Genomic DNA, 18,772 nt, shown 5'->3' on the forward strand with positions numbered 1-18,772 from the left:
CATGCCGAACCCCCAACTCAACCGACGCGACGCCCTGGTCGGACTCGCCGCTGCCGGCACGGTCCTGGCGGTCGGCGCAGGCGGCGTGGCCGAAGCCTCCGGGTGGCTGGATTCTCAGCGCCTGACCTCGTCGCGGTTCGCCGACCGGTTCGAGCAGGTCTACGGGCGTCACAACGGTTTTCGACGCAACCACGCCAAGGGACTCGCGGCGACCGGCACCTTCACGGGTAACGGCGCGGGCGCCGAGTTGTCCAGGGCGTCGGTCTTCGCGGCGGCGACGGTGCCGCTGACGGCGCGCTTCTCTCTCGGCGGCACCGTGCCGGACGCGGCCGACCAACCGAGCACGGTGCGTGGGCTCGGGCTGATGTTCCACCTGCCACACGGCGAGCAGTGGCGCACCGCGATGATCAACCTGCCGGTCTTTCCCGACAGCACGCCGCAGGGGTTCTTCGACCGATTGCTGGCGGGCAAACCCGATCCCGCCACCGGCCAGCCCGATCCGACCACGATGAAGGCGTTCCTGGCTCGGCATCCCGAAACCGCGATGGCGATGAAGGTCATCAAGGCCACGCCGCCGAGTTCCGGTCTCGCCGACAGCACCTTTCACGGCCTCAACGCGTTCATCGCGACCAACGACGCGGGGGTGTCGGTGCCCGTGCGGTGGGCTGCGGTGCCGATGGACCCGCCGGGTGAGTCCGCTCCCGGCGGGGGCGGCCACGACTACCTCTTCGACGACCTCATCCGGCGGATGACGCGCGGTCCGGTGAGTTGGCGACTCGAGCTGACGGTGGCCGAACCGGGTGACCCGACCCACGACGCCACGCTGCCCTGGCCAGCCGGCCGACGCACCGTCGACGCCGGGGTCATCACCGTCGACGCCGTGCTCACCGAGGCCGCCGGCAACGCGCGTGACGTCAACTTCGACCCCCTCGTACTGCCGGAGGGGCTGGGCCCGTCGGACGATCCCCTTCCCCGCGCCCGCTCGGCGGTCTACGCCCGGTCCTTCGAGCGTCGAGCCCGAGAACCCAAGTCGCCCAGCGCAGTCGACGTGGCCGAGGTGAACCGTGACCACTGAGGCACCCGCCAGGTTCACTCTCGTCTCCCGGCTACTGCACTGGTCGATGGCCGCGATGGTGATAGGCCAGTTCTTCCTCGGCGTCACGATGGTCGCGGCCCTGGCCTACTACCCGCTGCTACTGGCCATCCACCGGCCGCTCGGCATCGCCATCCTGGTCTTCGCCGTGGTCCGGCTGGGCAACCGGATGCGCAATCACCCGCCGGCGTTCCTGACGACGATGGGTCCGCTCGAACGCAAGGTCGCCACGTGGTCCGAGCGCCTGATGTACACCCTGCTCGTGCTCCAACCGCTGGTGGGCTGGGCGCTCGTCTCGGCCTCCGATCTGCCGGTCACGCTGGTGGGACCGCTGCATCTGCCCGGGATCGCGCCCCACGGCGTCACCGTCTACGCCGCCCTGCGGACCGCGCACACCGTCCTGGCGTATCTGTTGTTCGCGACGTTCACCGCGCACGTCTGCGCCGTGGTGTTCCACACCGTCGGACTGCGCGACGGGCTGTTGCGGCGCATGACCATTCGCCTTCGCGGCTAGCCGTCAGAGGGCGGCGGTGGTCGGTTGCAGGACGGCGGTGGCGACGGCCTCGCTGCGGAGGTGTTCGAACGCCAGGTAGTCCGGATCGCCGACCATGTCGACGAAGTGCTGGCGACTCGGGTAGCTCACCAGCGCCACCATGTCCCAATCCGCGCCGTCGGAGACCAGCGACGGGTGGCCACCGCCCGCGTAGACGATCGTCACGCCGTAGCGCTCGCTGATCCCCGAGGTGCCGAAGCGCTCGATGTACTGCAGGTACTTGGCGTGCCCGCCGGGTGCGAACCGGATGAGGTTGAGCATCACCACCGGACCCTGGGGGTCGGCGGCGAGGAATTGATCGAGACGAGATGTGTCCAAGGCGGACATGGGCCGTTCCCTTCAGTAAAGTTACTTGCTATACGTCACGCAATATACCGAAGGTGTCCGACGAGCCCGCGTCGGTGCGTGGAGAATCACCCCATGACCGCAGCGGGATCGGTTCGGCGCTCTCAGGCCGAACGCCGTGCCGAGACCAGGCGCCGCGTGCTCGACGCCGCCACGACCCTGGTCGCGTCGCGAGGGTCTCGCGCCGCCTCGTTGGCCGCCGTCGGAGAGGCCGCCGGATACAGCCGCGGCATCGTCAACCACCACTTCGGGAGCAAGGCGCGACTCCTCGAGGAGCTCATCAAGCACACCCAGCAGTTCGACGTCCCCGCCGAGTCCCCGACCGGATTGGGGCGGTTGACCGCCTTCGTCGAGGCGTACCTCAACGGGATGCACGACCGGCCTGCCCGCTCGGAGGCCTTTCTCACGTTGTGGGCCGAGTCCACCGGCGCCGAGCCGACACTGGCTCCGTTGTTCGCCGAGCGCGACGCCTGGTTCCGGGACTTCCTCGCCCAGGACATCCGTCGGGGACTGGAGGACGGGTCCATCGGCGGCCACGTGAACCCGCAGTACGCCGCCGTCGCCCTGATCGGGCAACTGCGGGGCGCGGCGATGATGTTGTTCTCCACCGCTCGCGACGTCCCCGTCGCCGAGTTCTCGGCGGACGTCGCCGCGAGCGTGGCGCGCAGCCTGGCCGCACCACTACCCGACTAGCCGGAAATCGAAGATACCCGGTGTGCTCGTCTCGCAGTGTAATGGTCAGCGCCTCAGGGTGTTTCGAAGCCGTTCCTGGTCCTCGTCACCGAGCTCGCGATCGGGCACGGCGTACCGGTGGTCGTCGAGTGCCGCGTGTGAGGCGAGTCAACCCGACGACGGTGTCGCACCGTTGAAGGAGAACAACGCCCGACACGGAGCCGTCGAGAACGGCAACGCGGTTGAGCCGTCTGCCCCACAGGGACAGGGAATGCAAGAACCGCCCTTGCCTGCGCTAGCAGGAGGGCGGTTCGTGGCGGTGGCGGAGGGATTTGAACCCTCGGACGGGGGTTACCCGTCACACGCTTTCGAGGCGTGCTCCTTAGGCCGCTCGGACACGCCACCGTGGGGCAGCTTACCGGGAACCGGGCGCGGCCCCTAATCGCCGCCGAGCGTTGGCCGGATGGCGAATTTTCGGGGCCGCCGTCGCCACGAGACCCACGGTCGGCGAGCGGGCGCGCCGCCCGCACTCAGCGCTGAGCCGCGAAGAACGCCGTCAGCGGCTCCGCGCACTCCTCTGCCAACACTCCCCCGCGAACCTGCGGCCGGTGGGTCAGCCGCCGGTCGCGCACGACGTCCCACAGCGAGCCCACCGCACCCGTCTTCGGCTCCCACGCCCCGAACACCACCCGGGCCACGCGCGCCATCACGAGTGCGCCGGCGCACATCGTGCACGGCTCGACCGTGACCGCGAGCGTCGCGCCTTCCAGGCGCCACCCGTCGCCGAGCACCGCGGCCGCTGCCCGAAGCGCCAGGATCTCGGCGTGCGCCGTCGGATCACCGAGAGCCTCGCGAGCATTGGCTGACCGCGCCAGCTCGACTCCGTCGGGGCCGACCACCACCGCGCCGATCGGCACGTCGCGGGGACCGGCGGCCGACGCCGCCACCAGCGCGAGACGGATCAGATCGGCGTCGGACTTACCGGTCAAGCTTGTCCAGGACGGCGGACATCTCGTCGCCGAAGCCCATCTCCTGGGCGATGCGCGAGAGTTGTTCGTCGGCGTACTCGTCGTCGGAGATGATGATGCTCAGCACGCCCTCGGACAGCCCGATGTCGGAGAGCACCCCGAGGTCGCCCTCCTCGAACGGGTCCTCGTCCTCGAGGTCGTCGGGGTCGACGTCGGCGCCGAGCTTCTCGAGCACCTGCTTGGCGATGTCGTAGTCCACGGCGGCCGTGGCGTCGGAGAGGAACAGCCGGGCCCCGCCGGGTGCCGGCCGCACGATGACGAAGAACTCGTCGTCTACGTCGAGCAACCCGAACACCGCACCGGCGCTCCGCAATTCCCGCAACTCGGTCTCGGCGTCATCGAGGTTCGCCAGCGCACCACGGCGCAGCGAGGAACACCGCCACTTGCCGTCCTCGCGCACCACCGCGAGACCGAATCCGTCGGGGAGATCTGCGGCCTGGTTCCGAGCCTGCGCCCGCTGTGCTCCCATGGAAGGCAACGCTAGTCCCAGCTCAGGCTTTTTGACCAGCCATCACGATCACGCCCGGCGCCCGGGTCGCCCGACGGTATGTCAACCTTGACCGGTGGTGACGAACAGACGCCCGGTGTGCGTGGTGGGCCTCGGGCTGATCGGCGGATCGCTGATGCGGGCGGCCACCGCCGCCGGCCGCGAAGTCTTCGGCTACAACCGATCCGTCGATGGCGTCCGAGGTGCGCGCGAGGATGGCTTCGACGCCTCCACCGACCTCACCGGTGTCCTGGAACGGGCCGCGGCCGACGAGGCCTTGATCGTCCTCGCCGTGCCGATGCCGGCGCTGCCGACCATGCTGCATCACGTTGCCTCGACGGCACCCGGCTGCGCGCTCACCGACGTCACCAGCGTCAAAGTCGCCGTGCTGCAAGCTGTTCGTCGGCATGGTCTGCTCGACCGCTTCGTGGGTGGCCACCCGATGACCGGCACCGCCCACTCCGGCTGGACGGCGGGGGACGCCACGCTCTTCGCCGGAGCCCCGTGGGTGCTCAGCGTCGACGACCACGTCGACGAACGAGTCTGGGCCGACGTCATGCATCTGGCACTGGACTGTGGCAGCTTCGTCGTCCCGGCCCTGTCGGACCAGCACGACGCCGCCGCGGCAGCCATCTCGCACCTGCCACATCTGCTGGCCGAGACGCTGGCCACGACGGCGGCCGACGTTCCGCTGGCCTTCTCGTTGGCCGCCGGATCCTTCCGCGACGGCACCCGGGTCGCCGCCACCGCCCCCGACCTGGTGCGCGCCATGTGCGAGGCGAACGCCGGCCCGTTGGGATCGGCACTCGACGACGCCATCGCGCTGCTGAGCCGCGCCAGGGATCGGTTGGCCGTCGACGGCTCGGTCGCCGAACTCGTCGAGTCGGGCCATGCCGCCCGTATCCGCTATGACGGCTTCGACCGACCTCAGATCCTGGCCACCGCTATCGGCGAGGAGGGCTGGAGAGAGTCGCTGGCCGCCGCCGGTCGCGCGGGCAGCGTGATCAGATCCGCTCTGCGAGTCCGGGATAGTCGAGGATGAAACCCTCGCCGTCGACGGTGACGGTGGTCTCGGCGACGGGCGACTTCAGGTCGATGCCCTCGCCGGACACCCCACTGGAGTAGTCGATGGTCACGGTGTCCACGGTCAGCTCGGGCAGCCGGACGTAGACCACGGGCAGCGAGACCGACTCCGCCTGCTGATGGAGCCCGTTCCGCCGGATCGGCAGCGCGTTGAAGAACGGGCTGTAGATCACGTCGACGTCGAGCGCGCCGCCGAAAGGTTCCCGGACGCCCTGGTTCTGCTTGTCCTGCACCAGCCACATGTTCTCCACGTCGCGGGCGATGTTGAGCTGGCGTTCGCGTTCGGCCAAGGTGACCGTCAGCGACAGCCGTTTGGTGGCGCCACTGTCATCGGTGACCAGGTCGTATGACGCGCTGAACGCCGGATGCTTCTCGGTTGCCGCAGCCACGATACGACCGTAGGCCTTGATGCGGTTGTTACCCGTGATCTGCACCCGCACGGACTCCATCCGGGGCACGTCTCGTGCGCGCCATGTGAGAACTGCCGGCCAGGTGTCCTGCGTCTTAGAGCGGACTACTTCACTCATGCCCTACACCGTAGGCGACGGCCCCCGTGGTTCGTGGTCTCCTCGCGAAAGCCCACCAGATCGTGACGTCGACGCTGCTTCGAGCGCGACCTCGTCGCCGAGGAACGGCTGGGGCATCTTGCGGAACCTGTTGGTGCCCGGCTCGGAGAGCCAGACCGCGAAGGCCAGTGCGGCGTCGAGGGCGAGCGCGAGCACCGTGACGACCAGCGCGCCGACCAGCGCCAGGTAGAACTGACGCACCTTGATGCCGTCGATGAGGTACCGACCCAGACCGCCGAGGCTGGCGTAGGCGGCAACGGTGGCCGTGGCGACGATCTGCAGCGTCGCGGTGCGCACGCCGCCCAGGATCAGGGGCAGCGCGTTGCGCACCTCGACCCGGAACAGCACCCGGGACTCGGTCATGCCCATCGACCGTGCCGCGTCGACCACGGCCGGATCCACGTTGGCGATGCCGGAGTACGTGCCCGCGAGGATCGGCGGAATGCCGAGCAGCATCAGGGCCACCGTGGCAGGGATCAGGTTGAGGCCCCACAGCAGCACTCCGAGGAGCAGCACGCCGAGCGTCGGCAACGCCCGTAGCGCGTTCACGCCGCCGACGACGAGGAAGGTGCCGCGGCCGGTGTGCCCGATCAGCATGCCGACGGGGATGGCGATGAGCGCCGAGAAGAACAGCGCCACGGCGGTGTACTCCAGGTGCTCGACGATGCGCACCGCCAAACCCGCGGGACCACCCCAGTTGGAGGCGGTGAAGATGAAGGACAACGCCTGCTGCAGGAAGTTCATCGGGCGCCCGCCTTGGTGCTCTTGGCCGACCGCACCCACGGCGTCGCGAACTTGCCGCCGACCATGATGAGGGTGTCGACGACGATCGCGAGGACGAAGATCGCCACGATGCCGGCGATGATCTGGTCACTCTTGTCGGCCTGGTAGCCCTCGGTGAACCACGTGCCGAGACCGCCGATTCCGATCACCGAACCCACCGACACCATCGAGATGTTGGTCACCGCGACGACGCGCAAGCTGGCGACGAGCACCGGAATGGCCAGCGGCAGTTCGACCTTCATGATTCTGGTCAGCGGCTTGTAACCAACGGCGGTCGCGGCGTCGAGCACCGCGGGCGGTACGGCGTCGAGGGCCTCGGGCACGGCCCGCACCAGCAGCGCCACGGTGTACAGCGTCAAGGCGACGATGACGTTGGCCTGGTCGAGGATGCGGGTCGGGATGATGAGCGGTAGGACGACGAACAGCGCGAGCGACGGGATCGTGAAGATGATGCTGGCGATGACGGTCGTGAAACGGCGCAGCACCGTCGTGCGCTGCACCACGGCGCCCAACGGCACTGCGATGACCAAGCCGAGGACCAACGGCAGCAGCGACAGCCAGAGGTGGATCAGCGTCAGATCCCAGGCGTCGCCGAGGTGTGTGAAGAGATATCGCACCTAGGTGGATCCCTTCTTGCCCCTGATGGCCGCGATGACGTCGTCGGCCTTGACACCACCGATGACTTGCCGACGGTCGTCCACGACGACGCCGAGTCCCGACGGCGACGACAGCGCGGCGTCGAGCGCCAGCCGCATGGTGCCGTTGGGCACCAGTAGGGAACCGCCCGCGATCGTGCTGTCGTACAACGACTTTCCCTGCCGGTGCAGGCCGACTCCGTTGACGTCGATCCAGGCGTACGGGGAACCGTCGGCGTGTGTGACCAGGGCCCACTCGTCCGGACCCAAGTTCAGTGCGTCGACGCCCGCCTCGCTGACGGTGCGCACGTCGTGCAGCGGCAGCCCGGTGCCAGGCGTGAACTGCAGCCCGCGGTACCCACGGTCGGCTCCGATGAACCCGGCGACGAAGTCATTGGCCGGATTGGACAGCAGGCGCCGCGGGGCGTCGTACTGCTGCAGCTTTCCACCGCGGCCGAAGACCGCCACCTTCTCGCCGAGTTTGAGCGCCTCGTCGATGTCGTGGGTGACGAAGACGATGGTCTTTCGCAATTCGCTTTGCAGCCGCAGGATTTCGGTCTGCAACTCTTCGCGCACCACGGGGTCGACGGCGCTGAAGGGTTCGTCCATCAGCAGGATCGGCGGATCGGCGGCAAGTGCGCGGGCCACCCCGACGCGCTGCTGTTGGCCGCCGGAGAGCTGCGCCGGGTAGCGGTCTGCCAGCTTCGGATCGAGCCCAACCCGCTCGAGCACGCCGAGTGCCGCCTTGCGCGCCGACCGCCGGGACTCGCCCATCAGCACCGGCACCGTCGCCACGTTGTCCACCACCCGAAGATGGGGCATCAGGCCGGCGCTCTGAATGACGTATCCGATGCCCAGGCGAAGCTTCACGGCGTCGACCTTGGTGACGTCCTTGCCGTCGACGGAGAGCACACCCGAGGTGGGCTCGATCATCCGGTTGATCATCCGCATCGAGGTGGTCTTGCCGCAGCCGGACGGACCGACGAACACGGCGAGCGTGCCGTCGGGAACGTCGAGGGTCAGATCGTCGACGGCGACGGTGCCGTCCGGGTACTTCTTCGTCACTCCGTCGAAGGTGATCATTCGAGTCCTCTGTCGTCTATCCGGTAACCGGCTTGTCGAACCCGTTGTCCTGAACCCACTTGCGGGCCGCCTCGTCGGGGTCGACACCGCCGTTGCCAGACGTAGCGGTGTTCATCTCGATCAGGGCCTGCGTCGACAACTTGGCCGACACGGCGTCCAGAACCGACTTGAGCTGGTCGGACATCTTCTGCGAGGCCACCAGCGGGACGACGTTGGCGGCCAGGAAGTTGTTCTTCGGATCCTCTAGGACCACCAGGTCGTTCTGGGGAATGGCCTGCGACGTGCTGAAGATGTCGGCCGCCGTCACGGTGCCGTCGACCAGCGCCCGGACCGTCGCCGGCCCGCCGCCGTCACTGATGGAGACGAAGTTGGCGGGTGCGATGTCCAGGCCGTACTTCGCCTTGAGCCCCGGCAACCCCTCCGTGCGGGTCTGGAACTCCGACGGCCCACCGAATTTCACCTCCGCCGAGTGGGCGGCCAGATCGCCGATGGTCTTCAGATTCCATTTCTGCGCGGTAGCCCTGGTGACCGCGACCGTGTCCTGGTCGCTGGCCGGCGAGGGCGTCAGGATGGACAGATCGCCAGGCAGTGCGCGGAAGAGGGCCAACTCGACCGACTGCGGATCGGTTGCCTTGGTGTTCTTGTCGAAGTACTGCAGGAGGTTGCCGGTGTACTCGGGGATCAGGTCGATCGAGTGGTCCTTGACCGCGGGCACGTAGGTTTCGCGGCTGCCGATGCCGAACTGGCGCCGAATGTCGAAACCGTTGGCCTCCAACGCTTGTGCGTAGATCTCGGCGATGATCTTCGACTCGGTGAAGTCGGCCGAACCCACTGCGATGGACTTCAGATCTCCTGACACCTCGCCCCCACCCAGGGGATTCGAACTGCCGCAGGCGGTTGTCACCAGGGCGAGCACCGCCGCCACTACGGCGAGCGTGCGTCTGCGCGTGGGTCGTCGTACGGGGTTCACATGAACGTCCTTTCGGCGTCACCGGCCTGGAGCGACCATAGCTAGCCGAGGCCGATGCTGCTCGGCTTTGGCTCGGGGCGATTCGCTGATGACGATCCGGTGGCTACCCAAAACCGGCGGTTTTCAATTCGACGGAAAGGGGCAAGGATGGAGCCATGACCGTCGACCCGCAGTTCCAGCCCACCGATCCGAGCCGTTCCGGCCCGCTGGACCCGGTCGAGTCCGGATCCGACGACGCGCCCGCGTCGAGGCCCGTGCCCGAGAATGCCGTGCACTTCACCAGGGCCGCGGCGTTGTGGTCGGCGTTGATCGTCGGCTTCCTAGTGCTGATCGTGCTGCTCATCTTCATCGCGCAGAACACCGCGTCGGGCACCTTCCACTTCCTGGGGTGGTCGTGGAGCATGCAACTCGGCGTGGCACTGCTCGCTGCTGCCGTGCTCGGCGGTCTCGTCACGACGCTGGCCGGCATCGTCCGCATCGTCCAGTTGCGGCGTGCGGCAAAGAAGAACTACAAGGCCGCGCTCAGGTAGCGAGCTCGGAGAGACCGGCCGCCACCAGCGGCGCCACGGCCTCCCCCACCTTGTCGCCGTACTCCGTCGAGCCACCCATGCGGTCGCGGAACTGGATTCCCGCCGCGATGATGGCCAGCTTGAAGTAGGCCAGCGCCATGTAGAAGTTCCAATTGTCCAGCGGCACCCCGGCCGCAACCGAATACTTCTGTGCCAGTTGGTCGGCCGGCGGAATCTGCGGTGACGACCAGGCCGCGTTCGCGTGAACCATGTCGAACATCGGATGGCGGTACACGCACATCAGGGCGGCGTCGCTGAGGGGATCACCGAGAGTCGACATCTCCCAGTCGAGCACGGCGCGCACCTTCGTGGCGTCGATCGCATCGAGCATCGTGTTGTCGATGCGGTAGTCCCCGTGGACGATCGAACTTCGGGTCTGCGACGGCACGGCCTCGCCGAGGGCGGTGTGCAATCGCCTTACGTCGCCGTCGCGGGGATCGTCGTCGAGCCGCACCAGATCCCATTGGCCGCCCCAACGCCGCACCTGGCGTTCCAGATAGCCGCTCGCCTTGCCGAAGTCCCCCAGCCCCACGGCCTCCGGGTCCAGTGCGTGCAAGTCGGCGAGCACGGCGATGAGCGCGTCGACGCACGCGTCGATTGCGCTTTGGTCGCCCAGCGCCGTCAACTCCTCTGAGTAGCGGATCACCCGGCCCGGCACGTAGTCGACCATCTGGAACGGCGACCCGATCACCGAGTCGTCGTTGCTCATCGTGACGGCGTGGGCCACCGGGACCGCGGTGTTCTCCAGGGCGGCCACCACCTTGTACTCGCGGGCCATGTCATGCGCCGACGGCGTCAAACCGTGCAGCGGTGGCCGTCGCAGAACCCACTTCGTGGCGTCGTCGACGACCAGGAACGTCAAGTTGGACCGGCCACCGGCAATGAGTTCACCGCGCAGTTCACCGTGGCGCGGCACTCCGATGGAGCGTAGGTGTCGGTCCAGCGCGCCCAGGTCCAGGCCGTCCAAAGTCGAAGTCACCGGACTTGTCTACCATCGCTGGTTTCGCGGCAGCAGGTCCCATACGTGCTCGGTCCCGTTGACCGACGCCACGCCGAGACCGCCCGTACGCGACGACAGCAGCCGCGTCACGCCCGTGTAGTCCACCTGGACGCACAGCAGGCGCTCGGTCTTCATGACGGTGTGCACCACGGCGTTGATGACGCCGCCGTGGCTGAACACCGCCACCGTCTCGTCGTGACCCGCGGCCGCGACGACGTCCCCCACACCGGCCATGACCCGGGCGATGAACGCATCGGTGTCCACGTCGCCGGGCAGCTGACCGCTCATCAGCCGCTTGACGTCCTCCTCCGAGGCCTCCTCGATCGGCGTGTAATGCGACAGCTCGTAGTCGTACTCGGCGAGGCGTTCGTCGACCTCGATCGGCAGCCCCAACTGGTCGGCGACCGGCTGCCCGGTCTGCAGGGCGCGCCGCTGCGGGCTGCTGACCAACCGCGTGATGGGAAACCTCTTCAGCGCGTCGGGCAGCCGATTGGCCTGCTCGACGCCCGCGGCGGACAGGTCGGGGTCCGACCCCTGCCCGGCCTCGCTGCGAAGGGGTAGCGCATGTCGAACCAGTAGCAGTTGCACCGTGACACCATATGGCTGCCGAGAGGGGGGACATCCACCATGGGGTATGCCGACGAGTTGTTCGACCTGACCGACCGGGTGGTGCTCGTCACCGGGGGCAGTCGTGGTCTGGGCCGCGAGATGGCCTTCGGCGCAGCCCAATGCGGGGCCGACGTCGTGATCGCCAGCCGGAACCTGGACTCGTGCGTCGTCACCGCCGAGGAGATCTCGGCGTCGACCGGCCGCACCGCGTTTCCCTACCAGGTGCACGTCGGGCGGTGGGATCAGCTCGACGGACTGGTCGACGCCGTCTACGACCGGTTCGGCAAGGTCGACGTGCTGGTCAACAACGCCGGAATGTCACCGCTCTACGAGTCGCTGACGTCGGTGAGTGAGAAGCTCTTCGACGCGGTGCTCAACCTCAATCTCAAGGGGCCGTTTCGGCTTTCGGCGTTGATCGGCGAGCGCATGGTCGCCGCGGGTGGCGGCTCGATCGTCAACGTCAGCTCGGTGGGCTCCATCCGGCCGACCCCCGGCCTGCTGCCCTACGCTGCGGCCAAGGCGGGATTGAACGCGCTGACCGAGGGTCTCGCCAAGGCCTACGGTCCCGCCGTCCGGGTCAACACCTTGATGGCGGGGCCGTTCCTCACCGACGTGAGCACGTCCTGGAACCTCGACGGCGCCGAGACGCCATTCGCCGAGCTCGCCCTCGAACGAGCCGGCCGGCCTAGCGAGATCGTGGGCGCCGCACTGTTTCTCGCCTCCGACGCCTCGAGCTTCACCACCGGCTCGATCCTGCGGGTGGACGGGGGCCTCCCCTGACCCGCGCCGGCGTTTCGTGGAGTTAGAGCGGCGCTCACCGCCGCGCAGACTCCTCGAATCGCGTGGGCTAGGGGGTTAGGGGGTGACGATGGCGAAGTTGGGGTCCGGCCGATCCAGCACGTCGAGCAGCGAGGCCATCGCCGAGGCGTCACCGGAGATCTGGATTCCGGGCGAGTCGGCGTCTCCGGTGGCGAACGTCAAGAGCCGCAACTTGTTCGCCACGGTGATGGTCGCCGTAGCGGACCCGGCGTCCGCGGACGTCCTGCGGTACACCAACACCCCGTTGCGAAGCGTCAAGCGGTAGTTGGCGCCCAGATCCTCGAAGGTGACGTCGAGCGCGAGGTCCAGCCCCCAGGCCTTGGGACCGTTGACGCTGATGGCGAAGCTGTCGAACATCTGCTCCGGGGTCAGCTGGGACAGCAGCGACAGCGACGTCGTCTGCGCCGGGGTGCCGAAGTTGCCCTCCCTCAACTCGGTGGCCCCACCGAGGAAGAAGTTGCGCCAGGTCGCGTTCTCGGCGCCGTACGCCATCTGCTCCAGCGTGTCGGCGTACAGCGCCCGGGCGCCCCGATGGTTCTCGTCGGTGAAGATTGCATGGTCGAGCAATGTTGCCGCCCAACGGAAGTCGCCATCGTCGAAGGCCTTCTGTGCGATCTCCACTACGCGGTCCAGGCCACCCATCGCCGACACGTACCGCGGTCCGATCGACTCGGGCGGGTGCTGCCAGAGCCGGGCTGGGTTGCCGTCGAACCAACCCATGTAGCGCTGGTAGACGGCCTTGACGTTGTGGCTTACCGAGCCGTAGTACCCGTGGGTGTGCCAGGCCTCGTGCAGCGCAGGCGGCATCTGGAACGTCTCGGCGATCTCGATGCCGGTGTGGCCCTGGTTGAGCAGCCGCAGCGTCTGGTCGTGCAGATAGGCGTACAAATCCCTTTGGAGCGAGAGGAATTCGACGATGCGCTCCTCACCCCAGGTCGGCCAGTGATGGGAGGCGAACACGACGTCGGTCCGGTCGGCGAACGACTCGATCGCCTCGGTCAAGTAGCCCGACCAGGCGTGCGGATCGCGTACGAGCGCACCGCGCAACGTCAGCAGGTTGTGCAGGTTGTGGGTTGCATTCTCGGCCATGCACAGGGCCCGGTACCGCGGGAAGTAGAAGTGCATCTCCGCCGGCGCCTCGGTGCCAGGCGCCATCTGAAATTCGATCTCGACGCCGTCGACGACACGCGTCTCGCCCGTGGCGGCCACGTCGACGGTCGGCACGATGACGGCCACCTCACCGGTGGACGGAGTCTGCCCCAGACCGCAACCGACCTGACCCTGCGGCCCGCGGGCCAGCACGGTGCCATACATGTAGCCCGCGCGCCGCGTCATCGCCGTGCCCGCGTAGACGTTCTCCTGCACCGCGTGTTCGATGAAGCCGGCGGGCGCGATGACCTCCACCCTTCCGGCGTCGACGTCGGCCTGTGTCGTCACGCCCAAGACGCCACCGAAGTGGTCGACGTGGCTGTGGGTGTAGATGACCGCGGTGACGGGGCGATCTCCGCGGTGCGCCCGGTACAGACCGAGCGCGGCGGCAGCGGTCTCGGTGGAGACCAGCGGGTCGATCACGATGACGCCGGTGTCGCCCTCGATGAAGCTGATGTTGGACAGGTCGAGTCCGCGGACCTGGTACACACCCGGGACCACCTCGTAGAGGCCCTGCTTGGCCGCCAGCGTCGACTGCCGCCACAGGCTGGGATGCACGGAGGTCGGCGCGTCCCCGGTGAGGAAGGAGTAGACGTCGTTGTCCCACACCACGCGGCCGTCGGCGGCCTTGACCACGCACGGTTGGAGGGCGGCGACGAAGCCGCGGTCGGCGTCGGCGAAGTCTCGCGTGTCGCCCAACGGAAGGCTGCTCAGGTGCTCGGCGTGGACTGTCTCGATGACGGCGGTGGGCGGCTTCTGTTCCATGCCGGTGACCCTGCCATCACCCGATGGCGGCGGAGGCGGAATTCACACGCGGTGCAGTGTGACATCCGACAGCACCGCGTCGTGCACCGTCGCGGTCATGTAGGTGCAGAAGGGTTGGCGGCGCCGGTCGGTCGGGGAGCCGGGGTTGAGCAGTCGCAGGCCGGTGTCCGCGGTGGCGTCCCAGGGGATGTGGCTGTGACCGAACACCAACACGTCGACGTCGGGGTAGAGCTTCGCCATCCGCTGGTCTCGACCCGCCGACGGCCCCGTCTCGTGGACGACGGCGAATCGCACTCCCTCGAGTTCGACGTCGGCACGCTCGGGCAAACGTTGCCGCAACTCGTCCCCGTCGTTGTTGCCCCAGCAACCCACCAGTCGGCTGGCCCGGGCCTCCAGCTCGTCGAGGAGCGCCGGCACCACCCAGTCGCCGGCGTGGAACACCACGTCCGCCCTGCTCACGCGCTCCCACACCGAGGCGGGGAGGTCCTTCGCGCGCTTTGGCAGGTGGGTGTCGGCGATCAGCAAAAGCTCCACGTAGATCACGGTAATCGAAATTCGGCAGAACCAACCATTGCGTTGCTGGCCTCAAAGCTGGACGACGAGTTACTCTTGGCCCAAGGTCGACCGGATGATGTCAAGCAGCTGGCGTCGTGATCGACCATGGGGGCCCGATGACGAGACGAACGCGGGATGTGACGATCGCCGCTGCGACCGTCGCGCTCGTCGTCTTCGTCGTGCTGCTGAACTTCGCCCACGGCGAGCCGAGAACGACGCTCGTGCTGATGCAAATCGGCGAACTCGTGGCCACCCTCTTCGCCCTGACCTGCACGATCCTGACGGCGCGGCGAACCCTTGGCAAACAACGGATCGCGTGGATCTCCCTTGCAGTCGGCTGCGCCGGGTGGACGTTGGGGACCCTCTACTGGACGTACTACGGCGTGATCGAGGGGGTGACGCCCCACTACGGCACCGTGGCCGACTTCGGATTCCTGCTGCTGCCCGTCGGTGCGTGGCTCGCGGCAGCCTTCGTGCCGAGCAATCGTGACGGTCGCGTCGGGCTCCGCTTGCTCCTCGACGGCGTGATCGGTGGGACGTCGCTGTTCATGGTCGTGTGGACACTTGTGCTCAGCGACCTCTTGACCAGCGGCGACGTGACGGGACCGGCCCTCGCACTGTCCATCGCCTACCCGGTGGCGGACACTGCCGCGATCACCATGGCTGTGCTGTTGCTGGCCAGGGCGCCTGCGGGACGGCGCTTGGTGCCGGCGCTCATCGCGGGTGCCTTCGCGGCGGTCACACTGGCGGACACCGCGATGATCTTCGTCTCTGCGGGGGCACTTCCGTTCAGCGTGGCGATCATCGCGGGCTGGGCGACGGGCATGTACCTCATTGGCGTTGCCGCTCTGTGTGCCACTGGCAATCCTCGGTTTGGCCAACGCTCGCCTTCGGTGATGCCGGTCCACTCACTGTGGCTGCCCTACGTCCCGGTGCCCTTTGCCCTCGGCATCGTCTTCATCGACACCGGTGTGTGGCACACGGACAACGTTTTGACACCCGTCCTGGCAGCAGGCATCGCGATGACCCTCGCCGCGCTGATCCGCCAGTTCCTCCTGCTGGAGGAGAACAGGCGGCTGCTGGCCACCGTCGCCGACATGGCGTTGCGCGATCCGCTGACCGGACTGGCCAACCGGGCGCTGTTCACCGACCGGCTGGCCCACGCCATGCAACTGCGTGGCCGCACCGGTGCCGCCGTCGCTGTGTTGGTCGCCGACGTCGACGACTTCAAGCTGGTGAACGACAGCCTCGGCCACCCCGTCGGTGACGAATTGCTCCAAAGTGTGGGTGAGCGCATCCAGTCCGTCGTGCGTCCCGGCGACACCGTCGCCCGCCTCGGAGGCGACGAGTTCGCCATCCTCGTCGAGGACGCACCCGCGGTGGCGGAGCAGATGGCCGAGCGCGTGATGCGGGCGATGGACGAACCGTTCGTCGTCGACGGTCGACCGGTCGACGTGCGATTGAGCGTCGGTCTGGCGACGGCCACGGCCGAGGCGGACGTCCCGGCCGAGGAACTGTTCAATCGCGCGGATCTGGCGATGTACTCGGCCAAGCGGGCTCACGTTGGGGTGCGCAGCTTCACGGCGGACATGCGCCAGGACGCCACCGAGTTGGACCTGCCCAGCCAGCGTGAGCGGCTCGGATCCCATGGCGGCGTCGCCCGCATCGAGTTCCTGGCCGACCTGCGACGAGCAGTCGACGACCACGAGCTGAGTCTGGTCTACCAACCGAAGGTCAGCCTCGAGACGTGGTCGCCTGTTGGCGTCGAGGCGTTGATTCGTTGGCCGCACCCGCGATTGGGGCTGCTGGAACCCGCGGACTTCTTACCGCTGGCCCGGGAGAGCGGTTTGATGGAGGCGCTCACCGACTTCGTGCTCGAGCGAGCGCTGACCGATGCCGCCGATTGGCTGGAGGCGGGGGTGAGCCTGCCTGTCTCGGTGAACGTCTCGGCGCCCTCGCTGGACGACGAGGCGTTGCCGGACCGTGTCCTGTCGGCGCTGACCCGCCACGGCGTGCCGCCCGAGACGCTCACCGTCGAGATCACCGAGGACGCGTTGGTGGCCAGTGTCTCGCGAGCCAGGACCGTGCTGGACGAGCTGCGCCGCGCCGGCGTCCGGGTCGCGATCGACGACTTCGGAAGTGGTTATGCCGCAATGACCTACCTCCACGAGCTGCCGGTCGACGAGCTCAAGCTCGATCGGCAGTTCGTCAAGCCGATCCTGCACGACGAGCGAGCTGCGTCCATCGTGTTGTCCGTGGTGCACTTGGCCAACGACTTCGGGCTGACGTGCGTGGCCGAGGGGGTCGAGGACAAGGCGACGGCGACGATGCTGAAGACCTACGGCTGCGACTTCGCCCAGGGCCACTTCTTCAGCCGGCCCGTGACCGCGCACGCCGTCAAACTCGGTATGGGACCGGTCACGCCGCTCGACGTCGCGACTACGGCGACAGCAACTCGGCCATCTTGGGCATGATGGCCGCAAGGCCCTTGAACGGCCGCATCATCACCTTGAAGGACACGATCCGGTCGTCGTCGTTCCACGAGATCAGGTCGATGCCGTTGACATAGACGCCGTCGACGGTGGCGGCGAACTCCAGCACCGCGGAACGCTCCCCCACCCACTCCTCGACGTAGTGGAAGTCCGTGTCGCCGAACATCTTCGCCGCCGCCATCAGGTAGGCCGTGGTCTTCTGTCGCCCCTCCTGCGGGGTGAACACCGCCGGCGAGTAGAACACCGCCGCATCGTCGAGGAGGGCGTCGAGCACGGCCGGATCGTGCCCGCCGTCGATGAATCGGTGCCAACGTTCGATCACGGAAGACGTCATCGCCCCATCTTCGCAGCAGTCAGCGCTGGCTGGTGGCATCGGGCAGCAGCGGTGGGCAGGTACCCGTCGCGTCGACGGCCAGCTCGAAGTGCCAGATCTCGTTGGCGTAGATCCGACAGAGTCCGAAGCGAGATCCGTTGGCTTCGAGCCACTGGTCGGCTCCGGCACCTCCGACGTCGACGGCCTCCCCCACGACGTGCTTCGACATCTCCGGGGTCTGTACGAATCTTCGCGCAGCGGAGAGACTGCCGTAGGTCTGGACGGCGTCGTCGAGGAGCTGCTGCTGAAATTCCGGCGAGCGCCAGCCCGAGGTGATCGTCATGGTCACCCCGTCGCCGGCCGCCGCCGTGGCCGCGTTCTGTACGGCGCTGCGTAGCGCCGGTTCGAGTCCTGCGATCGACGGATCCGAGACGTCGAAGGGCGAGGTGCCGGGATCGGCCCCTGCCAACCCGGGACTGCACCACAGGGCGACGAGAACCGCCACCGCGACAACGATCGCTCGCATCGACCGACCGTACGTAGCGACCGGATGCGGCGTCGAACCGGGGTGTCCGAGGCTCCCGGTGGGACTCGACCGACATTTGCCGTAACGTCCTGCTGGGGGGGATTTGCCAGTACGAGGCGCCCGTGGCTAGAAGATGGAGCGTTACAAATGTCCGCGAGTGACGATGGACCGCGTACTCACCGCCAATTTCACTGGCTGCCGTTCACGGTCGCCTACTGGGTCGTGGCGGTGATCGTGGCGATTGCCATCGGAAACGCCTGGGCGTTGTTCGTCTTCTGGCTGGCCAACCCGGCCGCACTGGCCGTGTGCTGGCTCCTGTGGGTGAAGATCGTGCCACGGTTGCGACCGTGACTTCGAGTGGAGTCTGAGTGCGCCCGAAGGGATTCGAACCCCTAACCTTCTGATCCGTAGTCAGATGCTCTATCCGTTGAGCTACGGGCGCGTGCTATTCAGTTGTACGGCTGACGCGAGTCAGCCGCGGCGGAGGCGAGAGGATTTGAACCTCCGGTCCGCTTTAAGACGGACAACTCATTAGCAGTGAGTCCCATTCGGCCGCTCTGGCACGCCTCCTGACCGATCCCGAGGGTACCGGACCTAAAAGCAATCCCCAGAACCGCCGAGGAGGAAGCGTACACAGGGGGCACCGCCGAAGGCAAAGCAGCGTCTCGGACACCCCT

22 protein-coding genes and 3 tRNA genes are annotated in these 18,772 nt (G+C 67.7%); 8 read left to right on the plus strand and 17 right to left on the minus strand.

Annotated elements, in window-relative coordinates; translation table 11 throughout:
* Position 1: 1 nt before the first annotated feature.
* Entirely contained in the window at positions 2–1,075 is a 1,074-nt protein-coding gene (locus ABZ195_RS21905; protein ID WP_355221479.1) for a catalase family peroxidase, read from the plus strand.
* A complete protein-coding gene (locus tag ABZ195_RS21910; protein ID WP_355221481.1) occupies positions 1,065–1,607 on the plus strand; it encodes a cytochrome b/b6 domain-containing protein in 543 nt (180 codons plus the stop codon). The genes ABZ195_RS21905 and ABZ195_RS21910 overlap by 11 nt, the downstream gene beginning before the upstream one ends.
* Before the next feature lie 3 nt (positions 1,608–1,610).
* Here the strand turns inward: ABZ195_RS21910 and ABZ195_RS21915 are convergent, their stop codons facing one another.
* Entirely contained in the window at positions 1,611–1,973 is a 363-nt protein-coding gene (locus ABZ195_RS21915) for a hypothetical protein (protein ID WP_355221483.1), read from the minus strand.
* A 93-nt stretch (positions 1,974–2,066) separates the two neighbouring features.
* Between ABZ195_RS21915 and ABZ195_RS21920 the strand changes: the two genes are divergently transcribed.
* Complete coding sequence (locus ABZ195_RS21920; protein WP_355221485.1) at positions 2,067–2,684, plus strand: TetR/AcrR family transcriptional regulator; 618 nt, start codon at positions 2,067–2,069, stop codon at positions 2,682–2,684.
* 293 nt (positions 2,685–2,977) lie between these two features.
* On the opposite strand, the gene ABZ195_RS21925 is transcribed toward ABZ195_RS21920, so the two are convergent.
* From ABZ195_RS21925 to ABZ195_RS21935, 3 genes are all read right to left on the minus strand, one after another.
* Positions 2,978–3,068: transfer RNA gene (locus tag ABZ195_RS21925), tRNA-Ser, on the minus strand.
* Positions 3,069–3,193: 125 nt separating this feature from the next.
* Positions 3,194–3,652, minus strand: a complete 459-nt coding sequence (locus ABZ195_RS21930) for a nucleoside deaminase (RefSeq protein ID WP_355221487.1) — start codon at positions 3,650–3,652, stop codon at positions 3,194–3,196.
* A complete protein-coding gene (locus ABZ195_RS21935; protein ID WP_355221489.1) occupies positions 3,642–4,160 on the minus strand; it encodes a tRNA adenosine deaminase-associated protein in 519 nt (172 codons plus the stop codon). Before ABZ195_RS21935 ends, ABZ195_RS21930 begins: the two co-directional genes overlap by 11 nt.
* A 115-nt stretch (positions 4,161–4,275) precedes the next feature.
* Here ABZ195_RS21935 and ABZ195_RS21940 point away from each other — a divergent pair, with 115 nt between their 5' ends.
* Positions 4,276–5,220: a prephenate dehydrogenase gene (locus ABZ195_RS21940; RefSeq protein WP_355221669.1), complete on the plus strand. Its 945-nt coding sequence runs from the start codon at positions 4,276–4,278 to the stop codon at positions 5,218–5,220.
* Here ABZ195_RS21940 and ABZ195_RS21945 read toward each other — a convergent pair.
* From ABZ195_RS21945 to ABZ195_RS21965, 5 genes are read right to left on the minus strand one after another with little or no spacing between them, the layout of a single operon-like run.
* Positions 5,183–5,788 (minus strand): putative glycolipid-binding domain-containing protein, encoded by a 606-nt coding sequence (locus ABZ195_RS21945; protein WP_355221490.1) that lies wholly within the window; start codon positions 5,786–5,788, stop codon positions 5,183–5,185. The two genes, ABZ195_RS21940 and ABZ195_RS21945, sit on opposite strands and share 38 nt — an antisense overlap.
* A 3-nt stretch (positions 5,789–5,791) precedes the next feature.
* The gene (locus ABZ195_RS21950) at positions 5,792–6,571 is read right to left on the minus strand and encodes an ABC transporter permease (protein ID WP_355221492.1); all 780 of its coding nucleotides are present in this window, start codon (positions 6,569–6,571) and stop codon (positions 5,792–5,794) included.
* Positions 6,568–7,227 carry an ABC transporter permease gene (locus tag ABZ195_RS21955; RefSeq protein WP_355221494.1) on the minus strand — a complete coding sequence of 220 codons (660 nt, stop codon included), beginning with the start codon at positions 7,225–7,227 and terminating at the stop codon, positions 6,568–6,570. Before ABZ195_RS21955 ends, ABZ195_RS21950 begins: the two co-directional genes overlap by 4 nt.
* Positions 7,228–8,328 (minus strand): ATP-binding cassette domain-containing protein, encoded by a 1,101-nt coding sequence (locus ABZ195_RS21960; protein WP_355221495.1) that lies wholly within the window; start codon positions 8,326–8,328, stop codon positions 7,228–7,230.
* Between the two features lie 16 nt (positions 8,329–8,344).
* Positions 8,345–9,253: an ABC transporter substrate-binding protein gene (locus ABZ195_RS21965; protein ID WP_355221497.1), complete on the minus strand. Its 909-nt coding sequence runs from the start codon at positions 9,251–9,253 to the stop codon at positions 8,345–8,347.
* Positions 9,254–9,453: 200 nt separating this feature from the next.
* Between ABZ195_RS21965 and ABZ195_RS21970 the strand changes: the two genes are divergently transcribed.
* A complete protein-coding gene (locus ABZ195_RS21970) occupies positions 9,454–9,828 on the plus strand; it encodes a lipopolysaccharide assembly protein LapA domain-containing protein (RefSeq protein ID WP_355221499.1) in 375 nt (124 codons plus the stop codon).
* Here ABZ195_RS21970 and ABZ195_RS21975 read toward each other — a convergent pair.
* Complete coding sequence (locus ABZ195_RS21975) at positions 9,821–10,846, minus strand: phosphotransferase family protein (RefSeq protein ID WP_355221500.1); 1,026 nt, start codon at positions 10,844–10,846, stop codon at positions 9,821–9,823. The two genes, ABZ195_RS21970 and ABZ195_RS21975, sit on opposite strands and share 8 nt — an antisense overlap.
* Before the next feature lie 9 nt (positions 10,847–10,855).
* Positions 10,856–11,455: a histidine phosphatase family protein gene (locus tag ABZ195_RS21980; protein WP_355221502.1), complete on the minus strand. Its 600-nt coding sequence runs from the start codon at positions 11,453–11,455 to the stop codon at positions 10,856–10,858.
* 39 nt (positions 11,456–11,494) lie between these two features.
* Here ABZ195_RS21980 and ABZ195_RS21985 point away from each other — a divergent pair, with 39 nt between their 5' ends.
* The gene (locus tag ABZ195_RS21985) at positions 11,495–12,256 is read left to right on the plus strand and encodes an SDR family oxidoreductase (protein ID WP_355221503.1); all 762 of its coding nucleotides are present in this window, start codon (positions 11,495–11,497) and stop codon (positions 12,254–12,256) included.
* A gap of 75 nt (positions 12,257–12,331) precedes the next feature.
* Here ABZ195_RS21985 and ABZ195_RS21990 read toward each other — a convergent pair whose 3' ends face one another.
* Complete coding sequence (locus tag ABZ195_RS21990; protein ID WP_355221505.1) at positions 12,332–14,209, minus strand: alkyl sulfatase dimerization domain-containing protein; 1,878 nt, start codon at positions 14,207–14,209, stop codon at positions 12,332–12,334.
* A 42-nt stretch (positions 14,210–14,251) separates the two neighbouring features.
* Complete coding sequence (locus ABZ195_RS21995) at positions 14,252–14,743, minus strand: metallophosphoesterase (RefSeq protein WP_355221507.1); 492 nt, start codon at positions 14,741–14,743, stop codon at positions 14,252–14,254.
* A 137-nt stretch (positions 14,744–14,880) separates the two neighbouring features.
* On the opposite strand from ABZ195_RS21995, the gene ABZ195_RS22000 reads away from it, so the two are divergent.
* A complete protein-coding gene (locus ABZ195_RS22000; protein ID WP_355221509.1) occupies positions 14,881–17,238 on the plus strand; it encodes a bifunctional diguanylate cyclase/phosphodiesterase in 2,358 nt (785 codons plus the stop codon).
* Here ABZ195_RS22000 and ABZ195_RS22005 read toward each other — a convergent pair.
* Complete coding sequence (locus ABZ195_RS22005; protein WP_355221511.1) at positions 17,204–17,590, minus strand: nuclear transport factor 2 family protein; 387 nt, start codon at positions 17,588–17,590, stop codon at positions 17,204–17,206. The two genes, ABZ195_RS22000 and ABZ195_RS22005, sit on opposite strands and share 35 nt — an antisense overlap.
* A 19-nt stretch (positions 17,591–17,609) precedes the next feature.
* Positions 17,610–18,095, minus strand: coding sequence for a M15 family metallopeptidase (locus ABZ195_RS22010; protein WP_355221512.1), 486 nt, complete (start codon positions 18,093–18,095; stop codon positions 17,610–17,612).
* Positions 18,096–18,242: 147 nt separating this feature from the next.
* On the opposite strand from ABZ195_RS22010, the gene ABZ195_RS22015 reads away from it, so the two are divergent.
* Complete coding sequence (locus ABZ195_RS22015; protein ID WP_355221514.1) at positions 18,243–18,446, plus strand: hypothetical protein; 204 nt, start codon at positions 18,243–18,245, stop codon at positions 18,444–18,446.
* An 18-nt stretch (positions 18,447–18,464) separates the two neighbouring features.
* On the opposite strand, the gene ABZ195_RS22020 is transcribed toward ABZ195_RS22015, so the two are convergent.
* Together ABZ195_RS22020 and ABZ195_RS22025 are read right to left on the minus strand one after the other, a co-directional pair.
* Positions 18,465–18,537: transfer RNA gene (locus ABZ195_RS22020), tRNA-Arg, on the minus strand.
* A 39-nt stretch (positions 18,538–18,576) separates the two neighbouring features.
* A tRNA-Ser gene (locus ABZ195_RS22025) sits at positions 18,577–18,665 on the minus strand.
* Between the last annotated feature and the right edge of the window lie 107 nt (positions 18,666–18,772).

The sequence above is a fragment of the Mycobacterium sp. NPDC006124 genome, assembly GCF_040614235.1.
Lineage (GTDB): Bacteria > Actinomycetota > Actinomycetes > Mycobacteriales > Mycobacteriaceae > Mycobacterium.